General features: G+C 48.3%; 18 protein-coding genes and 1 other RNA gene. 14 read left to right on the plus strand and 5 right to left on the minus strand.

The genetic code is table 11. The features are described from left to right. The first annotated feature begins 44 nt into the window (after nucleotides 1-44). Both J2X05_RS09890 and J2X05_RS09895 read left to right on the plus strand, forming a co-directional pair. Entirely contained in the window at nucleotides 45-2,078 is a 2,034-nt protein-coding gene (locus J2X05_RS09890) for a TonB-dependent receptor plug domain-containing protein (protein WP_310071956.1), read from the plus strand. Nucleotides 2,079-2,101: 23 nt separating this feature from the next. Next, nucleotides 2,102-4,099 carry a TonB-dependent receptor plug domain-containing protein gene (locus J2X05_RS09895; RefSeq protein ID WP_310071957.1) on the plus strand — a complete coding sequence of 666 codons (1,998 nt, stop codon included), beginning with the start codon at nucleotides 2,102-2,104 and terminating at the stop codon, nucleotides 4,097-4,099. A 58-nt stretch (nucleotides 4,100-4,157) separates the two neighbouring features. Here the strand turns inward: J2X05_RS09895 and metE are convergent, their stop codons facing one another. Continuing rightward, on the minus strand, nucleotides 4,158-6,584 hold the full coding sequence (gene metE / locus J2X05_RS09900; protein ID WP_310071958.1) for a 5-methyltetrahydropteroyltriglutamate--homocysteine S-methyltransferase: 2,427 nt from the start codon (nucleotides 6,582-6,584) through the stop codon (nucleotides 4,158-4,160). Nucleotides 6,585-6,838: 254 nt separating this feature from the next. Between metE and J2X05_RS09905 the strand changes: the two genes are divergently transcribed. Beyond that, nucleotides 6,839-7,756: a LysR family transcriptional regulator gene (locus J2X05_RS09905; protein WP_310071961.1), complete on the plus strand. Its 918-nt coding sequence runs from the start codon at nucleotides 6,839-6,841 to the stop codon at nucleotides 7,754-7,756. Here J2X05_RS09905 and J2X05_RS09910 read toward each other — a convergent pair. The 4 genes from J2X05_RS09910 to tpx form a co-directional block, all read right to left on the minus strand. Further along, nucleotides 7,753-10,224, minus strand: a complete 2,472-nt coding sequence (locus tag J2X05_RS09910) for a two-component system response regulator (RefSeq protein ID WP_310071963.1) — start codon at nucleotides 10,222-10,224, stop codon at nucleotides 7,753-7,755. The two genes, J2X05_RS09905 and J2X05_RS09910, sit on opposite strands and share 4 nt — an antisense overlap. A 29-nt stretch (nucleotides 10,225-10,253) precedes the next feature. Then, nucleotides 10,254-10,685: a response regulator gene (locus J2X05_RS09915; RefSeq protein ID WP_310071965.1), complete on the minus strand. Its 432-nt coding sequence runs from the start codon at nucleotides 10,683-10,685 to the stop codon at nucleotides 10,254-10,256. Beyond that, complete coding sequence (locus J2X05_RS09920) at nucleotides 10,678-12,144, minus strand: sensor histidine kinase (RefSeq protein WP_310071966.1); 1,467 nt, start codon at nucleotides 12,142-12,144, stop codon at nucleotides 10,678-10,680. The genes J2X05_RS09915 and J2X05_RS09920 overlap by 8 nt, the downstream gene beginning before the upstream one ends. A 248-nt stretch (nucleotides 12,145-12,392) precedes the next feature. Beyond that, a complete protein-coding gene (gene tpx / locus J2X05_RS09925) occupies nucleotides 12,393-12,890 on the minus strand; it encodes a thiol peroxidase (protein WP_310071968.1) in 498 nt (165 codons plus the stop codon). A gap of 275 nt (nucleotides 12,891-13,165) precedes the next feature. Here tpx and ffs point away from each other — a divergent pair. The 11 genes from ffs to J2X05_RS09980 all read left to right on the plus strand — a co-directional run bounded on the left by ffs (nucleotide 13,166) and on the right by J2X05_RS09980 (nucleotide 22,229). Further along, nucleotides 13,166-13,261: signal recognition particle sRNA small type (gene ffs, locus J2X05_RS09930), an RNA gene on the plus strand. A 195-nt stretch (nucleotides 13,262-13,456) separates the two neighbouring features. Further along, nucleotides 13,457-15,415: a DNA polymerase III subunit gamma/tau gene (dnaX, locus tag J2X05_RS09935; protein ID WP_310071971.1), complete on the plus strand. Its 1,959-nt coding sequence runs from the start codon at nucleotides 13,457-13,459 to the stop codon at nucleotides 15,413-15,415. A 31-nt stretch (nucleotides 15,416-15,446) separates the two neighbouring features. Next, the gene (locus J2X05_RS09940) at nucleotides 15,447-15,767 is read left to right on the plus strand and encodes a YbaB/EbfC family nucleoid-associated protein (protein ID WP_310071974.1); all 321 of its coding nucleotides are present in this window, start codon (nucleotides 15,447-15,449) and stop codon (nucleotides 15,765-15,767) included. 112 nt (nucleotides 15,768-15,879) lie between these two features. Then, on the plus strand, nucleotides 15,880-16,473 hold the full coding sequence (gene recR, locus J2X05_RS09945; RefSeq protein WP_310071976.1) for a recombination mediator RecR: 594 nt from the start codon (nucleotides 15,880-15,882) through the stop codon (nucleotides 16,471-16,473). A gap of 5 nt (nucleotides 16,474-16,478) precedes the next feature. Beyond that, nucleotides 16,479-17,630, plus strand: coding sequence for a ribonuclease D (gene rnd, locus J2X05_RS09950; protein ID WP_310071978.1), 1,152 nt, complete (start codon nucleotides 16,479-16,481; stop codon nucleotides 17,628-17,630). 17 nt (nucleotides 17,631-17,647) lie between these two features. Continuing rightward, a complete protein-coding gene (locus J2X05_RS09955; RefSeq protein WP_310071980.1) occupies nucleotides 17,648-17,944 on the plus strand; it encodes a YcgL domain-containing protein in 297 nt (98 codons plus the stop codon). 36 nt (nucleotides 17,945-17,980) lie between these two features. Further along, nucleotides 17,981-18,424 (plus strand): YcgN family cysteine cluster protein, encoded by a 444-nt coding sequence (locus J2X05_RS09960; protein WP_310071982.1) that lies wholly within the window; start codon nucleotides 17,981-17,983, stop codon nucleotides 18,422-18,424. 42 nt (nucleotides 18,425-18,466) lie between these two features. Beyond that, entirely contained in the window at nucleotides 18,467-18,982 is a 516-nt protein-coding gene (locus tag J2X05_RS09965; RefSeq protein ID WP_310071986.1) for a hypothetical protein, read from the plus strand. A 201-nt stretch (nucleotides 18,983-19,183) separates the two neighbouring features. After that, nucleotides 19,184-21,163: a VWA domain-containing protein gene (locus tag J2X05_RS09970; protein ID WP_310071988.1), complete on the plus strand. Its 1,980-nt coding sequence runs from the start codon at nucleotides 19,184-19,186 to the stop codon at nucleotides 21,161-21,163. Nucleotides 21,164-21,171: 8 nt separating this feature from the next. Continuing rightward, nucleotides 21,172-21,639 carry a GNAT family N-acetyltransferase gene (locus J2X05_RS09975; protein WP_310071989.1) on the plus strand — a complete coding sequence of 156 codons (468 nt, stop codon included), beginning with the start codon at nucleotides 21,172-21,174 and terminating at the stop codon, nucleotides 21,637-21,639. 122 nt (nucleotides 21,640-21,761) lie between these two features. Beyond that, entirely contained in the window at nucleotides 21,762-22,229 is a 468-nt protein-coding gene (locus J2X05_RS09980) for a Dps family protein (protein ID WP_310071991.1), read from the plus strand. Nucleotides 22,230-22,501 lie beyond the last annotated feature (272 nt).

The following is a 22,501-nucleotide window of genomic DNA, read 5'->3' on the forward strand; positions in this document are numbered from 1 at the left end:
CATCAACTCACCACCGCTGTCAGATGGGGGATGGAGGAGGTGTTATGCCGATCAGGAATTCGAAAGACTTGCCATCGATCATAGTGTTGGTCTTGTTATGCCTGCTCGCTAATGGCAGCCATGCCGATGAAGATCTCGCCTATCTCGACCTCAGCCTTGAACAGCTGCTTCATGTACCCGTCACCGGCTCCACTCTGACTGAAGAAACTCTCAAAACCGTACCGGCAGCCGTATCGATATTTACCCGTGAGCAGATTGACCGCTTGGGGATGGATTACCTTTATGAACTACTTAACCTGGTACCCGGTTTCCAATTCAACCGCAATGCCAGTAACGGATTAGCATATACCTACAGCGCGCGCGGCAGGCGGACTACCCAGCAGTCGCTGGAAGTGATGCTATTGATCGACGGCAAAGTGGTGAATGACCCACGCGCCGGCAGTCCGGATATCACCTTGCCACTTTACCCGCTGGCGCGTATCGAGCGCTTGGAAGTGATTCGCGGGCCAGGTTCAGCTTTGTACGGCAGTTCTGCGTTTACCGGCGTTATTAATATCATCACGCGCAAGCAGCAAAAATCTCTCGCGTTGGCGTACGGCTCGCAGCAGCGGCGTCAACTGGAAGGATTTTGGTCACAATCAGTTGGTGGCTGGGAGTCTGACTTCTTCATTCATGCCTATAAGGACAATGGCGAGCAATTTACCCTGCGCGACAGCTTCAGTGGCCAGCCCATCACCACTAGCGATCCGCGCCAGCAACTCGCCGTAGATTTGGCGCTCAAGCAGGGCAACACCGGTATCAGCCTGTCATACAACCGTGCGGAAACTGAGGATTTTTACCAATCTGAGAATACCGCCAATGGCTTCAATGCCAATGAGCGGGAGCTATGGCATATCGCGTTTGATCAGAGTTTTAAATGGCTTCCTGATACCCAATCGCAGGTGGTATTGAGCTACCAGCAATTTTCCTATGACTTTAAATTGTATGTTACTGCCCCGGGTTTTTTAGCTAACTACAGCAATCCACCTAGCGCTGAGCCTTTCTGGGGTGATGCTGGTTTGGCGGGCGAAAGTTGGCGCTTCACGTTCAGTAATGATTGGGCGATTGATGATCAATCCAGCGCGCAATGGGGTGTGCAGTGGGCGCAGCATGAAGAAACCAGAGCCAGCGCGCGCGGCAATTTTGATTTGATCCAGCTTAGTCACGGGCAATTCCCCATCGCGTTTTATGGTGATGAGGGCAAGGTTTTTCCTATAGGTACTGAGGCGTCGCAGAGCAACGTCGGTTTTTTTGTCCAATACCTGCGCGATCTGCGTGAGTCCACCCGCCTCACTCTGGGGGGGCGCTATGATGACTTTACAGAGTTGGCTGGGCGTTTTAGCCCGCGCTTGGGTTTAGTGGAGCAGCTAAATCAGACGTACAGCCTCAAACTGCTTTATGGCGAAGCGTTTCGTGCGCCTACGCTGGCGGAAATCGGGTTGATCAATAATCCGCTGCTATTCGGTAACCCGGATCTAAACCACGAAATTGTAAAAACCTGGGACCTGATCCTGATGGGCAATTGGAAGGCGACTAACCTCAGTGTGGGGGTGTTTGAAAATCGCTATGAGCATCCCATTGAAACTGTATTTGTGGGCGCTGCGCGTACTTACCGGAACGGTCCTGAGGAAAAGAGCCAAGGGGTGGAGGTTGAGTTGGCGCAGGAGTTATCCACCCATTGGTCATTGCGCTCGACTTATACCTACATGGATTTACCTGCGAGCGCATTTCGCGAAGCTGCGCGCACCGGTTCATTTGAAATAAATTACGCTGCTGAAAAATGGAACTGGAATTTGTTAGGCTTTTATCAGGACGAACGCCAAACACCTATTACCCCAACGAGCGAGCAAACGCTGGATGATTTTTGGATGCTCAACACCCAGTGGCGCTATCAATTCTCTGCCGGTTACGAGCTGAAGCTGCAAGTAAAAAATATCACCAACGAAGAAGCCGCAACACCCGCCCAGAGTTTGGGGAAACTCGATGGAATTCCCAATCGCGGCCGTGAACTTAGTGCTGAAGTTGAGTGGCGGTTTTAATCATGTTTAAACGAGCCCCCGCAATGCTCCGTGTCATTCGTCTGATGTTGTCGGGTGTTGTGCTAGTGACTCAATCTGTTTGGGCCAATCCGGGCAACTTGCTGGATATGAACCTGGAGCAGTTGCTACAAGTCGATATCACCTCATCAACGTTACGCGCAGAGTCAATTAAAACAGTACCTTCAGCAACCACGGTTTTTACGCGTTCCCAATTGGATGCATTGGGTCTGGATTATTTGCATGAGCTTCTCAGTCTGGTGCCTGGTTTCCAAACCAGCCGCGCCGCCGATGGCCCTTTTAGCTATTCGTTCAGTATTCGTGGCCGTCGCCAAAGTGGCCAGTCGCGCGAGGTTATGCTTCTGGTGGACGGTCGTGCGTTTACCGATCCCCGTTCGGGCAGTATCGAGGGTGCTATACATCTTTACCCCATCGCCAATATCGAACAGGTGGAAATTATCCGTGGTCCCGCATCGGCGATTTATGGTTCCGGGGCGTTCACCGGCGTGATCAGCATCACCAGCCGCAAACAAGTTAATCAGGTGACGTTGGGGGTGGGGGAAAATCAAAAGCGTAATGCCGATATTAATCTCTCCTACCAGCTAGGTCATTGGCAAACCCACTTTTATGGGCGCTTGGCACAGGACAGTGGACAGCAGTATCAAATTGGGTCCCAGACGACGCGTGATCCCCACCGGGAAATGTTGTTAGACTGGAATGTCCAGTACCGCAATAGCCGCATACAAGCGTTTTATTCCGAGCAAGAAGCCAGTGATTTTTATGTGCTGGAAAAAATAAACAATGGATTTAATAATTATTGGCAAACTTTCAAGCATTTGCGTTTTGATCACCAGTTAAATCCGAGCGAAAACTGGAAAATAAATCTGGCGCTCAGCCATGAAAAAGCTCAGCAAGAATTGATGGGAACTCTTTTGCCGGCCGGAGCATTGAGTGTAATCAGTACCCCTTCCAGCGACGCACCTCTGCTAACCAAGGGTGTTTTGGCCAGCGAAGCTTACCGGTTTAATGTCGCTAACGATTTGGATATCAACGCACTGCTTAGCATGCAGTTTGGGATGGAGTGGCAACATCAACGCGAAATTAAGGCGCGCTCCTACAACAATTACGATTTGCTGCAATGGGTCCAGCGCGAATATCCGGTGAACTACTACGGCGAATTGACCAGTGAAACTGTTGTGGGACGGGAGCGGTCGCGCGATTTGACCGGGATTTACACGCAATGGTTGTATCAGTTACGCGATGATACGCGTTTAACGGCCGGGCTTCGTTATGATCATTACGAATTTCTGGAAGCCCATGTTAGTCCGCGCCTTGGAGTGGTTCATCAACTGGATGAGCATCACACGCTCAAATTGCTCTACAGTGAAGCTTTTCGTGCGCCAACGTTTGGCGAAACCGATTTACAGAATAACCAGTTTTTAATAGGCAATCCCGATTTGGAAAGTGAAACGGTTAAATCCAGCGAATTGCTGTGGGTTGGTACTTGGAAACAGCTCACCTTGGGAATGACGTTGAACCACAATCAATATGAAAAACCGATTAGCACAGGTTTTGTTGGTGCGACACGAACATATGTCAATGGCGCCGGCCAAAAAATATATGGCAGTGGGGCACGATTTGAGTGGCAGCTCAATTCTCAATGGATGCTACGTGGTCATGTAAGCAAATTTCATGAATTGCCCGACGCTTTTTTTCGTGAAGCCGACAGCTTGGGTTCATTAGGTGTGAATTATCAGCGTGATCGCTGGAATTGGAATCTATCGGCAATTTATCAAGGCGAACGCCAATACCAACTGACCAGTAGCCAGCGCGCAACATTGGATTCTTATTGGTACTTCAACACTCAGGTGCGTTATGCGGTAGATGCAAAAACTACCTTGGCATTCGCGATAAAAAACTTATCGGATAAAAATTATTTCACGCCATCGCAGGGTACTGGATTAGTCGGTGGTGTGCCCAATCGCGGGCGTGAGGCGAGTATAGGTCTGCATTGGCAATGGTGAGCCAGTTTTAAGTTAGCAAAAAAAATAAAAAGGCTCATCCTTGAGCAGGGGTTAAGTGTTAAGCAAGTTCTGCTGTTTTGTTGGTTTTGGCAGATGCACCAGTGTTGTATTCCACACGCAAAATTTTTGCCGCTTCTACCATGCGCGCCAGCGCTGCTTCAGTTTCCGGCCAGCGGCGCGTTTTTAAACCGCAATCCGGATTCACCCATAAACGCTCTACCGGGATTTCACGTGCGGCGCGTTTCAGTAAATTCACCATCGCCTGAATGTCGGGAATATTCGGTGAGTGAATATCGTAAACTCCCGGCCCAATATCATTCGGGTAATTGAATTGCTCAAACGCTTGCAGCAATTCGCCATCGGAACGCGAGGTTTCAATGGTGATGACATCCGCATCCATGTCTGCAATCGCTTTTATGATGTCATTGAATTCCGAGTAGCACATATGAGTGTGGATTTGTGTTTCATCCTGCACGCCACTGGCGGAAATACGGAAGGCTTTAACTGCCCAATCCAGATATTCCTTGCGATCTTTTTCGCGCAGCGGCAAACCTTCGCGAATTGCCGGTTCATCAATTTGGATGACTCGGATTCCTGCGCTTTCCAAATCGACAACTTCATCGCGTAGCGCTAATGCAAGTTGTAGCGCAGTAGTTGCGCGCGGTTGGTCGTCGCGCACAAATGACCAGAACAACATAGTGATAGGGCCGGTGAGCATGCCTTTTACCGGTTTTTTACTGAGCGATTGTGCATAGCGCGCCCAGCTCACAGTGATGGGGGCTGGGCGTGATACATCGCCAAAAATAATCGGCGGTTTTACGCAGCGCGAACCATAACTTTGCACCCAGCCAAATTGGGTAAATACGTAGCCGTTTAATTGCTCGCCAAAATATTCCACCATGTCGTTGCGCTCGGCTTCACCGTGCACGAGCACATCAATATCCAACTGTTCCTGTTTCGCAATGCAATCTGCAATTTCCTGACGGATACGGTTTTCGTATTCCACAGAATTAATTTTTCCTTGCTTGAACTCGCTACGCGTTTGGCGAATATGTTCTGTTTGCGGGAAGGAACCAATGGTGGTGGTAGGGAATGCAGGTAATTGCAGAATTGCTTGTTGTTTGGCGATGCGCTCTGCAAATACCGAACTGCGTTGTGTGTGTTCTGGCTTGATGGCTTTCAGGCGCGCTTGCACTTCAGGGTTGTGAATTTTTGGGGAGTTCAAGCGCGCGTGTGCCGCTGCTACACTGGCAGCCAAAAATTCCTGTGCGATTGCGTCAAACGGACGTGTCAGTAGTGTTTTTAAGGTGACCACTTCCTGCACTTTTTGTTTTGCAAATGCAAGCCAGCTTTTAATATCCTGCGGCAGTTTTTCTTCACGCTCCAAATTCACCGGTGAGTGCAGCAGCGAACATGAAGGTGCGACCCACAAGCGATCACCCAAACGCTCTCGCGCTTGTTTTAATAGATTGAGCGATTTCGCTAAATCATTGCGCCATATATTGCGGCCATCGACGACGCCGACCGACAGAATTTTATGTGCAGGTAAACGATCAACTACTGCGAGTAGTTGTTCCGGTGCACGCACGACATCTATGTGCAATCCGGCAACAGGTAAGTTGACTGCAGTTGATAAATTTTCACCCAGTGCACCGAAATAGGTGGCTAGCAGCACTTTTAATTTGTGGTGTTGTAAACGGTTGTACACCGATTCAAACGCGCGTTGCCATTTTTCGGGCAAATCTAATACTAAAATGGGCTCATCAACTTGTACCCAGGTCGCCCCAGATTGCGAGAGTGCAGTGAGCAATTGTTGATAAGCAGGTAAGAGATTATCCAGCAAATCAAAACGGTCAAACGCCGCGCCTTTTTCTTTTCCTAAGAATAAATAACTGAGCGGCCCAAGAATTACCGGTTTTACCTTGTAACCTAAAGCGATGGCTTCGGCAGTCTCATCAATAATCTGTGTCCAACTTAGTTGAAATTGCTGGCTCTGGTGAAATTCCGGTACCAGATAGTGATAATTGGTATCAAACCATTTGGTCATATCCGAAGCAGTTGTCGCATTACCGGTGGGCGCACGGCCGCGAGCGACACGGAACAACGTGTCCAAATCGATATCACGGCAAGGTGCCGGGTTAAATTCATTCACATCATGGCTGAGATGTGCGCAGCAGTGTTGGTCGTCATCATGCGCATGTGTGTGGCCAGGTTTTGCGGTTTTACGATGGCGCGCCGGGATATTACCGATTGTGGCCGAGAGGGTCAGGACCTGATCGTACCAGGCGAAATCGCCAGTGGGGATAAGATCCAAACCGGCATCGGCCTGCAACTGCCAATGAATATTACGCAGCTCGCGACCGATGTGCTCCAGTTGCGCCTGGTCTATCTCGCCGCGCCAGTAGGCTTCTTGTGCCTTCTTAAGTTCACGGTCGCCGCCGATGCGGGGAAAACCCAGATTATGGGTGGTGATGTTTTGAGTCATGTGAAATTACCCTTTTCGATTCGTATAACTTTATGCACTGGCAAGTGAACCTATTGTTTCTTAGTGGTTAATATGAATCAAACTGGTAATTTTCAGGTTTAACATGAATAATATTAATGTTTTTGTGTGGGTTGTCGCGGGTCGCGCAGACTGAGGAGCGAACCGCAACACGACCAATTAGCCGAACCACAGGAACCCCAATCGACAAACGTTGCAGTTCGCAAGCTGACCAGCAACCTACGGAGCACATCGCTATGATTGAAATCCGCCATCTGAAAACCTTGATTGCACTGCGGGAAACGGGCAGTTTGGTGGAGGCGGCTGAGCGTTTGTTCCTCACTCAATCTGCGCTTTCACACCAGCTCAAGGAATTGGAATCGCGTTTGGAATGCGAGCTGTTTATCCGCAAAAGCCGCCCATTGCGGTTTAGTGAGGCGGGTAAGCGTATTTTGATGTTGGCCGATGAAGTCATCGCCAAGGTCAGCGAAGCCGAACGCGATGTCAAAAAACTCGTGCACGGTGAAGCGGGACGTTTATATATGGCGATTGAATGCCACAGTTGTTTTAACTGGTTGATGCCGACAATTGATATTTACCGCAATCAGTGGCCAGGTATTGAGCTGGATTTTTCCGGTGGATTTACCTTTGAACCACTGCCTGCGTTGGCGCAGGGCGATATTGATTTGGTGATCACCTCTGATCCGCAACCTATTAAAGGCGTCGAATATGTGCCGCTATTTGGTTACGAAATGCAAATCGCGCTTGCGAATAATCACACACTAATTGAAAAAACTTTTTTGCAGCCGCAGGATTTAGCAGACCAAACGCTGATTAGTTATCCGGTTGCGCGCAATCGGCTGGATGTGTTCAAGCAATTTCTGGAACCTGCTGGTGTTGAACCCAAAGCGGTGCGCACGTCGGAATTGACCTTGATGATGGTGCAGTTGGTTGCCAGTGGCCGTGGTGTGTGTGCTTTACCTAATTGGGTATTGGCCGAGTATGTAGCGCAAGGATTAATCAGTGTACGTTCGGCAGGAAAAGCAGGTGTTTGGCCGACGCTCTATGCGGCGGTTCGTGAAGAACACTTGATGTCGCCATTTGTGCAGGAATTTTTGCAATTGGCAAAAGCGCATTGCCTTAATCATTTACAAGGCGTGGTACAAATTAATTAGCGAGTGCGGTTGCGCAATAATTCTATGAATTTATCTTGTGGTAGTGGGCGCGAAAATAAATAACCCTGGCCCAGATCGCAGCCGCGGCTGGCTAAAAAATCGCGCTGGCTTTCTTCTTCTATACCTTCGCCCACAATTTTCATCGGGATAATTTTACTTAATCCGATAATTGCATTCACCATTTCATCGTGTTCTTTAGCTTCACCTATCCTGCTTACAAATGAGCGGTCAATTTTTAAGTACTGGGGCGCAAAGCGCACTATATAGCTGAGTGATGAATAGCCAACTCCAAAATCATCCAGCGATATATTGATACCAATACTTTTAAGTTCGCTGATTTGTTTCAAGTTGCTTTCGGTATTTTCCAAAAACATTTGTTCGGTAATCTCGATAACCAATTTTTCTGCGGTCAGCTTGGTCTCCGTTAGTGCCTGGGAAAATAATTGCAATAAATTATGCTGCTCAAATTGTCGGACAGAGACATTTATCGATACTGATAGTGGAAAGCCATTGTTGTGCCATTCAGCTGCTTGTCTGCATGCTTGCTGAATCACCCATTCACCGATAGGTGAAATCAGGCCGCTCTCTTGCGCATAGGGAATAAAGTCGTTGGGTGGAATCATTCCGCGTGTCGGGTGATGCCAGCGCAACAGCGCTTCCGCCGATACAATCTGCTGCGTTTGCAAATTGATAATAGGCTGATAATAAAGTTCAAACTCGTCGTTGTTAATTGCTTTGCGCAAATCAGTGTCCATCCGCAGACGATTATGGACATATTCAGTAAGCTCTTTGCGGTACAACTGACAGCAGCCGCGCCCTTTGCCTTTAGCGTCGTAGAGTGCGCTGTCAGCATTGCGCAACAGGGTTTTGGCATCATCACCATCGGTGGGGTAGAGTGCAATACCAAAACTCATGCCCACGTGGACTTTGTTATTGCCGAGGCGAATGGGTTTATTAATTTTTTTTATCAGTTTTTCTGCCACAGTGACGACGGCTTCAAATTTGGTGACGTCATGCAAGAGAACGACAAATTCATCACCCCCCAATCGGCAAATACTGTCCTCATGGCGTAATGCTTTTTGTAGGCGGCGCGCTACGGTTTTTAATAGTAGATCGCCAGCTTCATGCCCAAGGCCGTCGTTAATTTGTTTAAAGTGATCAAGGTCGCCAAAAAGAACACCAAAGGGAGCAGAGTTGCGGCGAGATTTTTGAATTAAAAATTCAATTTCCTCATGCAGTTTGGCTCGATTGCCCAACCCGGTTAGTGGATCAAAATGTGCTAATTTAATTAATTGCAATTCGTAGCGTTTGCGTTCGGAGAGGTCATAAACTTGTAGCAGGTAACAGGGTTCGCCGGCGACTTTGTTAATGAATGCCAAACTAATCAATACTGGGACGGAATGTCCGTCTTCCGCGAGCAGGCGTGTTTCGTATTGAGCAAACGCCAGTTTTTCAATGCGTAATTTTTCTAATTGGAACTGAGTGTTGCTCAAATCTTCCGGATGGACTAATGCCAGTAGCCCCGGCATAGCCGATGAATTGGGCGAGCTCTCGTAACCCAGCAGTTGGCGCAGCGCCGGGTTAGCTTGAATAGTGGTGCCATCCAGATTGACCATCATCATGCCCAGTGGAGCGTAATCAAAAGCGGTGTGAAATAGTTGTTCGCTATTGGCAAGGGCTTGTCGTGTTAATTCAATGTCAGTGATGTCGGTGTTGCTACCCAGCCAACGAATAATTTCACCTTTATCATTTTTTTGCGGAACCGCGCGCGTGTCAAACCATCGGTACTCGCCATCGTAACGGCGAATGCGAAACATCGTATACATTTCATTGCCGCTAATAACGGCTTTGGTCCATGCTTGTTGCAAGGGGTCGCGATCATCCGGGTGAAGTTGATTGAGCCATCCATAACCCAATTGCTCTTGTTCACTTATACCTGTGTAGTCACACCAACGGCGATTTAAGAAGTCGCAGCGCCCATCGGGTAAACAAGTCCATGCCAATTGCGGCAACCCCTCTGCGAGTTGATTGAACCTTAAACGATCTTCTTTCAGTAGACGTTCGGATTCTGCCCATTTCAGGCTTGCGCTCAAGGTGTCAGTTAACTGTCCTGCATCCAAATGACGTTTGGGTAAATAATCAAATACACCATCGCGCATCAGATCAGCAATAACACGTTCATCGCTGTTCCCGCTGATCATAATGATAGGAGTTGGTGCGCTTTTATGATTTTGGATTTTCCTTATTAATTCTGAAGCCATCGCATCTTTTAGTTGGTAATCGAGAATGGCACAATCAAATTGTTGATTATTGATAAGCTCCATGGTTTCGGCAGCAGAAGAGGCTTCTACTATGGTTAATTTGAGTAAGGCCTTATGCAATAAACGAAGTATTTTTTCAAGGTCAACATCATCATCTTCTACCAGTAGAATATTGATAGGTTTATCTGAAATGTTATCGAGCATCATTGCCTTTACCTCTTTCCATGCCGACGGTATTAAGCGGGCAGCGAAACTGTGCTGCGGTAATTGTCCAGCAATGCAGCTAACTTGGCGAATTGTGGGCCGACGGCAGATTTAACCATGTAGCCAGCAATATTTTCATGGTAAGCGCGGGATTTGTCGGATTCGAAATCTGATGTAGTTAGTACAAATATGATTGAATCGTGTAAATTTTTATCGCTGCGCGCTTCTTGTAGGAACTCAAAACCATTCATGCGCGGCATATTGAGATCCAGCAATATTAAGTAGGGCTTCTCAATGCTTAAATCAGGGTGGGTGTGGCGCAATATTTCCAGCGCTTCAATGCCATCGCGTGCAAGTGTCACCGGAAAATCCATGGCGTGCTTTCGCAGGCTACGTACTACAGATTCAGCGGCGACATCATCGTCATCTACTAATAAAATATTCACTTTGGTCGGGCTATTCATCAATATCTTTCCTCGCAAATCGCGGCCACCACACATGAAAGCTGCAGCCTTTATTATCACTCGTGCTGATTAGTTCAATTTGTCCACCGTGGCTTTCAGTGAGACGCTTGGCTAGCGCCAAACCTATACCGCTACCACTGGTTTCATTGTTGCCAAGCGTTTGAAAAAGGCGAAATACTCGCTCCTGTGCTGCTTTAGGGATGCCAGGCCCATTATCGATCACTTTGAATAAACAATAGCTACCACTGGCTTCGGCGCTGATGGTAATGGTGGGGTTGATGCCGCTGTGGTGTTTTAACGCATTGTTAAATAAATTGCGCAATACCGTTTCCAACGGAATTTTTGCAGCATAAATTTCGCTGATACGGATGTCTTGCAGGATTTGAAAGTTAGCGGGAATGGGATGCATTTCAATAATGTCAGCAATCAATGAATATACATCAACTGCTGCCGATTCCTTGGCGCGCTTGCCCGCGCGCGCGTACAACAATAGATCATCAATTAAACGTTCCATCCGGCCAATGCGCAGCTTAATGCGCTCGATATTTTTAGCGACGGGCTCGGGTGTGATTGCTCCCAAATCTTCACTAATCCATTCCACCAAATCGCTAATGCCGCGCAGTGGTGATTTCAAATCGTGCGAGGCAACGTAGGTAAATTCTTCAAGGTGCGCATTAGCTTGTTTGAGATTTAACTCCAGCCGTTTACGCTCGGAAATATCGGTGACGACCGCGAGCGTTAAATTTCCTGCATCGCTTTCTACCGGGCTTAAACCAATTTCGATAGGAATTTCGGTTCCGCTTTTGTGGCGTCCGGTCAGATCCCGGCCGAGTCCCATTGGGCGTAAACTGGGCTTTTGTACATAGCCCAAGCGCAATTTTTCATGGCCAGCCCGATAGCGTTCGGGTAATAGGATATCCATGGATTTACCCAGCAATTCTTCTTTGTTGTAACCAAAAAGCTGTAGCAAGCTGGGATTGATTAATTGAATGATGCCCTTCTCATCAACCAATAACTGTCCATAGGGGGAGGCGTCAATGACTTTTGCCAGCCGCTCTTCCAATTGTTTTCGGCGGGTGATGTTGACGATAGTAGCAACAATAAGTTGTTCATTATCGGCGGTTAGCGAACGCAGGCCTATTTCGAGAGGGAATTCACTGTTGTCCTTACGTTTGCCATATAGATCACGGCCCGCACCCATGTAACGTGTAGAAGGGTTGTTGATGTAGCTTTGACGCAACTGTGCATGGTTGTGATTGAAGCGGTCAGGGAGCAATAAATCAATGCTCTGATTGATTAACTCATTGCGGGCGTAACCAAATAATCGTTCGGCCTCTGCATTCAGGTAGCTGATGCGGCCGTCCTGATGGGTGACAATAATGCCTGCGGGCACTGCGTCCAACAGTTCCCTTATGTAACTCGGTTGATTGGCACTCCCGGGCTCTTCCTGAAAGGACATCCTGCATTTTCTCCCTTGTAAGATTGCTTCTCGCTCGTTTTAGCGTCTATGAGCTTGAGTATAGGCATCGTCTATGCACGGGCATTGGCAGGCAAGAAAAAAGGGCGGTATTTTTCAGAGTGTTTGGAAATAAAAAATAGTTATTGATAGCAGTTTTTGGCAGGGCTTTATGATTGGGCGATAGGGTGATTAAAACAACGCCAGCATAGTTGCTGGCGTTATTGATCAATAAAAATGCGTAACGACGATCACGCCAGTGCTTTTAGTGCCGCATCGTAATTAGGTTCATGCGCTACTTCACTTACCAGCTCGGTGTGCAACACTTTGCCTTCGGTATCCAGCACGACAACCGCGCGTGCAGTTAAGCCAGTCAGCGGGCCGTCAACCAGTTTTACGCCGTAATCAGCAGCGAAGTTGGAGCGGAACGCCGAGGCGGGGATGACTTTATCCAAGCCTTCAGCACCGCAGAAGCGTGCGAGCGCAAAGGGCAAGTCCTGCGATGCACAAACGACTACAGTGTTATCCAGTGCGCTGGCCTGGGCATTGAAAGTGCGTACAGATTGCGCACAAGTAGGAGTGTCAACGCTGGGGAAAATATTCAGTACCACACGTTTGCCAGCGAGATCCGCTGAGGAAACCTCTGATAAATCTGTCTTAACCAGTTTGAACGCTGGCGCTTTGCTGCCTGCAGCGGGCAAATTGCCATTGGTGTTGAATGGGTTTCCTTTGAGGGTGACTGTTGCCATTGAAATACTCCTGAACGGTGGGGATGGATTTGTTGTGGTTTTTTTGTCATAGAAAAACACTGCATGAAGCCTAGTTGATCGTGGCGAAAAAGGGAATTGCAATGGGCGCCACAGCAATAAAATCTTTCATTAACAAGCGATTGCTCTTGCCCTATTGCTCGAAAACTACAAAATTGCGCCTTGCATTGGCAATGCAAAGTGATGATAATGCGCGCCTCTTGCGCTGGCCGCCTCTGTCTTGGGGTGATGTTATTAGCAAGCTGCAATGGTGATCTAGCCGGTCCCCTCGCAATGACGATCTGTAAACCCCGCCAGGCCCGGAAGGGAGCAACGGTAGCAGTAAGTTATGTGCCGGGGTGTGGCTGGTTAGGTCACCTCCAATTTTCTTTCCTATTGTTTTCCTTCTGGTTCCCTTTGCATCTCTGGGTGCCTCAAACACTGCTGGCTATAGCGATTCCATCCGATTTTCATCGATTTGAGTTGGTGTCTATTTCCGCCATTGGCCGCTATAATCGCGCCCTGTTTTTGGCAATCCGCCCCCTTTTGAATAGAGAGCAGCAATCGGCATGAGCTATCAAGTTCTGGCGCGCAAGTGGCGCCCGCGTGTGTTCCGCGAAATGGTTGGGCAGGAGCATGTCCTGCAGGCGTTGATTAATGCACTGGATCACAATCGTCTGCATCATGCCTATCTATTTACTGGTACGCGCGGTGTGGGTAAAACCACCATCGCACGGATTTTGGCCAAGTGCCTGAACTGCGAAACCGGTGTTAGCTCTGAACCCTGCGGCCAATGTTCCAGTTGCCGCGAAATTGCCGAAGGCCGTTTTGTCGATTTGATCGAAGTAGATGCGGCCTCGCGCACCAAAGTAGAAGATACCCGCGAGCTGCTGGAAAATGTCCAGTACGCGCCGACCCGAGGCCGCTATAAGGTGTACTTGATCGACGAAGTGCACATGCTCTCCAATAGCAGCTTTAACGCCTTGCTGAAAACACTCGAAGAACCACCACCGCACGTGAAGTTTTTGTTGGCGACGACCGACCCGCAAAAGTTGCCCATGACGATTTTGTCGCGCTGCTTGCAATTTAATCTCAAAAATATGAACCCCGAGCGTATCGTTCAGCATTTGAAATTTGTGCTAAACGAGGAATTGGTGCCATTTGAAGAATCAGCGCTTTGGCATCTGGGCCGCGCCGCCGATGGTAGTATGCGCGATGCGATGAGCTTGACTGATCAGGCTATTGCTTACGGCTCAGGCAAAATTACCGAAGCTGAAGTTAGCACCATGCTCGGCACCATCGACCAAACGGCGGTCTACGATATTGTCAATGCACTGGCTTCGCTTGATGGCCGCGCGGTGTTGGCGGCAGTGGAGCGCATGTCCGAGCAAGCACCGGATTACGCCAGTGCGCTGGCAGAAATGTTGGCGGTGTTGCATCGCATTGCAATCGCACAGGCCTTGCCTGAAGCGGTGGATAATAGCCATGGTGATCGTGAGCGCATCATGCAACTCGCGCAGCAATTACCATCGGAAGATGTACAACTCTTTTATCAAACCGCGTTATTAGGTCGTCGCGATTTACCCTTAGCTCCCGATCCCCGTGCCGGATTTGAAATGGTTCTGCTGCGCATGTTGGCATTTAAGCCTCAGGGTGTGATGGAGGTTCCGACGCAGGCTTTGCCGCAATCGACGACGCCGATTAAGCCCGCAGCCCTGGCGCCTGTTGCCGTGGCAAATGTTGTTGCCGCGAATGCTGCGCCCGCTGCTGTTCCAGTTGCTGCACCGCTTTCCGTAACGGCCCCCGTACCGGCGGTAATGACGTCCCTATCTGTAGTAGACACTTCTGCGTCGGTCATACAGCCAGCACCGACAAGTCCAGAGCCGCCTGTATTCGAGGGCTCTTACGGGAATGGGCCTGATGATGATTATGTCCCCGCCGCAGAAGATGAATACGAGCCGGCGCCTGCATATTACGAAGCCCCGGCTACTGCCGTGCCCGAGGTAAACGAACCAAAAAAGCCTGAGGCGGCTCAGCCGCCGGTAGCAGCAGCGGCGGTTTCAGTAGCGGTGCCCGCCGCAATAGCCCCTGCGGAGCCGATTAAAGTTCCAGCCTCCAAAACCCTGCGCAAGGTACCCTACGAACAGGCGAGCCCTGCCGATTGGACAGAAATTTATTTGGGGTTGGGCGTAACCGGCATTTTGCAAAGCACTGTGGCGAATTGTCAGATGATCAATCGCCAGGGCAATGATTTTTATTTTGTATTGGATAAAGCCAATAGCACCCTTTACGACACCAGTCACGAAAAGCGCCTCGCGGATTTACTCAGCGATTATTTTGTCGAGCCGGTGCGTGCGCATATTCAATTGGGTGAGATCACTGCAGAAACGCCATCGATGATGGCAATCCGATTGCGCGAAGAGCGTTTGCAGGATGCGATTAGCGCGATAAAAAATGATCCTATTGTGCAGCAACTAATTGCGCAATTTGGCGCGACCCTGCGCGAAGAAACTATTCAACCTGTCTAATCTATTTAGTTAATTTACGAAAGAGGATGCTATGAAAGGTCTTGGCGATTTGATGAAGCAGGCCCAGGAAATGCAGGCCAATATGCAAAAAATGCAGGAAGATTTGGCGAAAGCTGAAGTCACAGGCTCTGCGGGCGCTGGTTTGGTGAGTGTAGTGATGACTGGTCGTCACGATGTAAAGCGCGTGCAGATTGATGCAAGCCTGATGACTGAAGACAAAGAAATGTTGGAAGATTTATTGGCGGCTGCCGTGAATGATGCGGTGCGTAAAATCGAAACACAAAATCGCGATCAGATGGCAAAAATGACTGCTGGTATGGGAATTCCGCCGGATTTCAAAATGCCGTTTTGATTCTTGTGATGTTGCTCGTTTTTACATCGTAGGGGCGCTGCTTGCTGCGCCCGAAAAACCGCAAAAACATCTGGGCGCAGCCAGCGGCGCCCCTACAAAATTTGGAAATTGAATGTTCAGCCCGCTAATCGACGATCTTATGGCTTCTCTGCGCTGCTTGCCTGGTGTTGGCCCCAAATCCGCACAGCGGATGGCGCTGCATTTATTAGAGCGCGACCGCGCGGGTGCTGAGCGTCTCGCGCAGAGCTTGCACAAGGCTGTTGAAGGTGTTGGCCGCTGCCAGCGTTGCCGCACGCTCACAGAGCAAACACATTGCGGGATTTGCGCGAATAATCGCCGCGACAACAGTTTGCTTTGTGTCGTTGAAACGCCGGGTGATGTATTGGCGATTGAACAGGCTGGAACTTATCAAGGAAAATATTTTGTATTGCTCGGGCATTTATCGCCGATTGATGGCATAGGGCCAGAAGATATTGGTGTTGATCAATTAATTAATTTGTTGCAACAAGAACCGATTACCGAGGTAATTCTTGCAACTAATCCCACCGTAGAAGGTGAGGCGACAGCTTATTATATTAGTGAGCGCGCTAAAAATCTTAATGTGACTGTTTCGCGTATTGCTCATGGTGTTCCGCTCGGTGGCGAGTTGGAATTTATTGACGGCGGAACACTCGCTCACGCTTTTTCCTCTCGCAGAAGTCTGTAATTTTAATGTTGATTCCGAGTGAACCTATCTGGATTGATCAAGACGATCAATTGGCCGAGTTGTGCGCTGTATGGCGTAAACAAGCGGCGATTGCTGTAGATACCGAGTTTATGCGCAGCGATACGTTTTATCCTATCGCTGGCTTACTGCAAATTGGCGACGGCAAAGGTTGTTATTTAATTGATCCACTGACGATCAGCAATCTTGCGCCGCTGCGCGAGCTAATGCTCGATACTGCGGTGACTAAAGTATTGCACTCCTGCTCGGAAGATCTGGAAGTGTTTCAGCGTTGGTTGGGTGTTGTGCCCGCTCCTTTGTTTGATACCCAAATTGCTGCTGCATTTGCCGGTTTGGGATTTAGTCTGGGTTATTCGGGATTAGTTAAAAATTTATTGACCATTGAAATCCCCAAAGATGAAACCCGCTCCGATTGGTTGCAGCGCCCACTCAGCGTCGCACAATTAAAATACGCAGCTCTGGATGTTGCGCATATGCTGATTGTGTACGGAAAATTACTGCAATTGCTTAAAACCAGCGAGCGTTTGGAATGGGTAAAAAGCGATTGTGCAGATTTGGTGGCTAATGCACGCAAACTTGAAGATTATAGCGATGCCTACCAAAAAGTCGGTTTCGCTTGGAAGTTGCGCCCGCAAGAATTGGCGATATTAAAACAGCTGTGTATTTGGCGTGAACGCGAAGCGCGCGCACGCGACTTGCCGCGCAACCGTTTAATCAAAGAGCCATCGTTGTGGGAAATCGCGCGCAAAAAAATTCAGGATATAGCGCATTTGTCCAAGGTGCCGGATATCCCTTCGCGGACATTGAAAAACGATGCTGAAATAATTTTACAGATTGTGCGTGACGCGCTTGAACTTGATGAGTCAAGTTGGCCTGCGCGCCTCGAACCGCCACTGGCGCAGAGCGAAGGGCCGCTGATGAAAGCGCTAAAAAATTATGTGCGTGAATACGCAGAGCAGGCGCAGTTGCCACCGGAAGTGTTGATCCGTAAAAAAGATTACGAATATCTAGTGCGCTCCGGCATGCAGGGTGGTGCGTACCAATTGCCTGCGCGTTTAATGGGCTGGCGCTTTACCTTGATTGGTGAAGGTTTGCTTAAGGTTGCCCAAACACAATCCCAGCAGTCTGAAACACTCTAAAGCGACGTCTATTATTTATGAAAATTATTTGCGAAATTTACCGCAGCCCAAAAGAAGAGGGTATGTACCTCTACGTAAAAAAGGAAGAAGGCCTTAGTAAGGTGCCGGAAGAGCTGCTAAAAGTGTTTGGTAAACCACAACAAGCGATGGTGTTGCTGTTAACTCCCGGCAAAAAACTGGCACATGCAAGTGTAGAGAAGGTGGCAGAAAGTCTTGAGGAAAAGGGCTTCTATTTGCAGTTGCCACCGCGCAATGAGCGCGACCCGGAAGCAGAGCGTTTACGCGCGCTTAATTCCAAATTGTCGGGGCATTAATTCGGGCATTCTTGTTATTTATTTGGATAGGCAACAATGGCACAACAGGTTTTTTGGCTGGCTAAGACGCTTGCGCAGATGTCTTCAGAGGAGTTTGAATCCCTCTGCGACGGCTGCGGCAAGTGCTGCCTGCATAAACTGGAAGATGAAGACACTGGCGATGTGTATTACACCAAAGTCGCCTGTCGCTATCTGGATCATGACACTTGCCGCTGTCAGGAATACACTGAGCGTCAGCGTCTGGTGGAAGCTTGCGCAGTGCTGACTCCTGCAAGCGTGCAAGATACTTACTGGTTGCCGGAAACCTGTGCCTACCGCCTGGTGGCTGAGGGGATTCCCCTGTTTGATTGGCATCCACTGATTTCGGGTGACCCTGAATCAGTGCACACTGCCGGTATATCCGTGCGTGGTCGTGTTGTGCATGAAAACACCGTCGATCCGGATGATTTGGAAGACCATGTTGTACGTTGGGTTAATTAATCGACCGCGGTCACAGATGATGGGCCGAAAGGAGACTTGATTGTGGAAAATATAACTGACTATCAATATGCCTGGATGATGTACCTGATCGGCGCAGTTGGCTGCAGCCTAGCGACCTGGTTACTGTTTCGCCGTGCAGGGCGCGCCTGGGTGCATTTTTTTGTTATTACGGTAATGGTGATTTTATTCACCCCTTATGCCATTGATGCAGAAACCATGACCATGGCACCTGCGATTTATACGCTCGTGTTTGGGTATTTGGATGGCGGCTTTATCATTATCAAACCCGTGCTGAAACTCATGCTGGGTTTTTGGATTGGTGCCTTGATTCTCTCATTGATCTATCAATTACTAACGCGTAGTAAAACTCATGCATCAAGCGAACAAGGTTATCGCAACGGTCAATCTACAAAAGGTTATGTGCATCCGGAAATGCAGGACGATTACGATTATTCCCCTAATACCCGCCGTACCGCCAGTACCCGTAACTTAAGCCGTGAGGAGCGTATTGCGCGCGATGAGTTGCTGCATGAAGAGCCGATCCGCGCCGTCCGTTAAGCCTTATTCAATTTGTTTAGTGCAATCAAAAGCCAGCCATAGCGCTGGCTTTTTGGTTTTTGGTGAACCACTTTTTACAAAAGTCCCGATTGTCCAAAATGGCGAATTGGCGATGAGCTGCTATAACTAATGGCGATATGAGCGCAAAAAAGTTGCAGGTTCAGCGGCTTGCGCGCAGAGCGATTATTTATGGGAACTCTCATGCAACTTCTTGTTCGTATATTAATGTCCTGCCTGCTATGGGTTGCCGCTACGGCATCCGCGGATGAACTGACCAAACCCCTCCCAGCTGATGTTCGGGTCATTATTGATATATCCGGCAGTATGAAAAAAACCGATCCGGAGAATTTGCGCAAACCGGCGGTAGATTTAATTGTGCGGCTCTTGCCCGACGCGAGCAAAGCAGGCCTGTGGACTTTTGGCCAGTCGGTCAATATGTTGATGCCGCACCGCGTCGTAGATCCACAGTGGCGCAGCGAAGGTGCTCAAAAAGCGGCAACGATTAATTCGGTTGCCATGTTTACCAATATCGGTGCAGCACTTGAAAAAGCGACTGAAGATTTCGCAACGCCTGCGCAAGATTATCGCCGCAATATTATTTTATTGACTGATGGTGTAGTGGATATCAGCAAAGAAGCTGTCGTCAATTTAAATGAACGCAAACGTGTACTGACTGAATTGTTACCGCGCTTAAAAGCCTCTGACTACCGCATACACACTATCGCGCTGTCAGGAGATGCGGATCAGGAGTTGATGAAGAAATTGTCCATCGCCACCGACGGTATTTTTGAAGTTGCCGATACTGCCGATGAGTTGATGAGTACTTTTTTGCGAATATTTGATCAAGCTGTTCCTGCTGAACGTGTCCCGCTCGATGAAAATGGTTTTCTGGTAGATGCCAGCATTCAGGAATTTACCGCGCTGATTTTTCGTCGCGCCGAGGTACCTGCAACAATTATTGTTGCACCTGATGGCAAAGAGTACAGCGGCACCGACCCGCAGAATAATGTCAATTGGTATCGCACCAGTAAATATGACTTGATCACTGTGCAGCAGCCTGTTCCCGGTCAGTGGAAAGTCAAAACTGATATGGCGCCCAATAGCCGCGTTACGGTAGTGAGTAATTTACAGCTAGTTGTTGCACCTCTGAAAAGCAACATTAAATCCAATCAGGCATTGGATCTTGCCTATTCGTTTCAAGAGAATGGTCAAACGATTACCAATAAAGATTTTCTGGATTTGTTGACCGGTAAGGCATTGGTTTCCAATCAAGCCTCCCATGAAGTAACGGAAATTGATTTGGCAACCGCTGCGTCTGCCGATGGTATCTTCCAGCATTCCCTAAACGGTTTTGGCAATGAAGGGGAGTACGATGTCACTGTCGTGATCGATGGAAAAACCTTCAAGCGCGAATTTGTCCATCACGTCAATATTACTGATTCAGCATTTAAGCTGGAAAAGCGCGTAGATGAGGCTGATGGTAAAAAGACCTACATGTACACACTAACCGCTGATCTGGAAACGGTTGATGTAGACAAGACCAAAGTGACTGCCGTAATTAAAAACTCCAAAGACAATAACCTGGAGCGGCAGCTAAACACGATTGGTAAAGATCACTGGGAGTTCTCATTTACGCCGGTGCAGGTAGCGCGTTATGACATTGTGCTGCAAGTTGAAGGTATGCAAATTGATGGCAGCCCACTGACCGAAACCATCAAAGCAGATCAATTCTATTTTCCGGATGAGGCAAGCGTTCTTGCTGCTGAACAACCAGTAAGTGAGGCGTCTTCATCGGTAGCTAGCGAACCCGCTGCTGCAGCGGATCCTGCAACTGAAAAAGAGCCTGAAGCTGAAGAGGAGTCGGATAATTTATTGCTGTATATCAGTATCGGTATTGGCAATTTGTTGGTGTTGGTGCTGGGGTACGTTGCCTATCGCCTGATCGCAGGCAAGGGCAATAAAGATGAATTGGCAGAAATTGAAAAAACGCTTGCAACGGATTCCGGTAGTTTGAAAAAAGACGCGGCCAAAAAAACGGCTATTGATGTCTCGGATGACCAGACGGCACATATACCTATGGGAGATATGTCGGGTTCGGAGATGAGTATGTCTGACGATTTGATGGCGGATAATTTATTTCCATTGGATAATTTGGATGATTCCGATAGCAACAAAAAATAAACTCCCTTATGTCTGTAATTGATTCCGTTTTTCTATCTACTGGTGATAAATCCTGTGTTTTTCAACCGGTTGAGTCAGAGCGTTTCGCACTGGTTGACCGTTTCTATCGCGCCCAGGGTTACAAAGTAAAATGCGGTGTGAATGAGCGTGTTTATGCTATGGCTGATAAAGATGGAGCCTTTATCGCTGCGGCTCGCTTGGTACCGCAAAGTTCAGGGCATTACTGGATGCGCAATTTGTTGGTCGCGAGCGATTGGCGCGGGCAGGGCATAGCAACCTGGTTAATGCTGAAACTCTTGCCTGATTTGACTCCGCGCCGCTGCTATTGTTTTGCTCTTCCACACCTGGGTGATTTTTACGCTGCATTGGGTTTTGTGCAAAACCCATCACACTGCCCTGAAGATATTCTCCGTACTTACAATACTTATCGCACCCGTGGCCGCGATTGGGTGCTTATGGGGTATATTCAAAGGTGAACCATTTTTTGCAATCCCCGCCATAGGCAAAAGCAAATGGCTGAGGGTTTGATCCGTATCTATAGTCATTTCAAATCATGTTGTTACTATTAATAAACAAGTAGGTTAATAAGGAGCCGCTTATGAATATTGATATCGGTATTTCCCAGCAACATCGCGAGGAGATTGCCCAAGGGTTGTCACGTTTATTGGCTGATACTTACACCCTCTATTTAAAAACCCACAACTTCCATTGGAATGTTACCGGCCCTATGTTCCAAACACTGCACCTGATGTTTGAAACCCAATACAACGAATTGGCACTGGCGGTAGATTTGGTGGCTGAGCGCATCCGCTCTTTAGGATTTCCTGCGCCTGGAACCTATAAACAATACGCCGCACTCAGCAGCATCAAAGAGGAAGATGGGGTCCCTGCTGCTAAAGACATGATCCGTCTGCTAGTAGAGGGTCAAGAAGCAGTGGTGCGCACAGCGCGCTCGCTATATCCCTCAGTTGAAGCTGCTAGTGATGAAGCCACCGCTGATCTGCTAACCCAGCGAATCCAGCTTCACGAAAAAACAGCTTGGATGCTGCGCAGTTTGCTAGAGTAAATCGCACTCTCGTGTTGAAGTAGATTATCTTTTATATCTGATAAACCCGGCTTGCCGGGTTTTTTATTGTTTAAAAATTAGGCGTACAACTAGGGATTTTTTGTTAGAACTCTGTCGTAAAACTGGGATGTGAGTAAATTCGCTACAAATTTTTACTAGTGAAATTGGCGTTGAATTTTATTTTAACTACTTGATTTTTATGACTGTTTTAGGGTGATTTAAATAAATTTAATTAACTGAACTTCCCATGTTGAACATTAGTGCCTTACTAG

This window comes from Cellvibrio fibrivorans (genome assembly GCF_031457055.1).
GTDB classification, from domain to species: Bacteria; Pseudomonadota; Gammaproteobacteria; order Pseudomonadales; family Cellvibrionaceae; genus Cellvibrio; species Cellvibrio fibrivorans.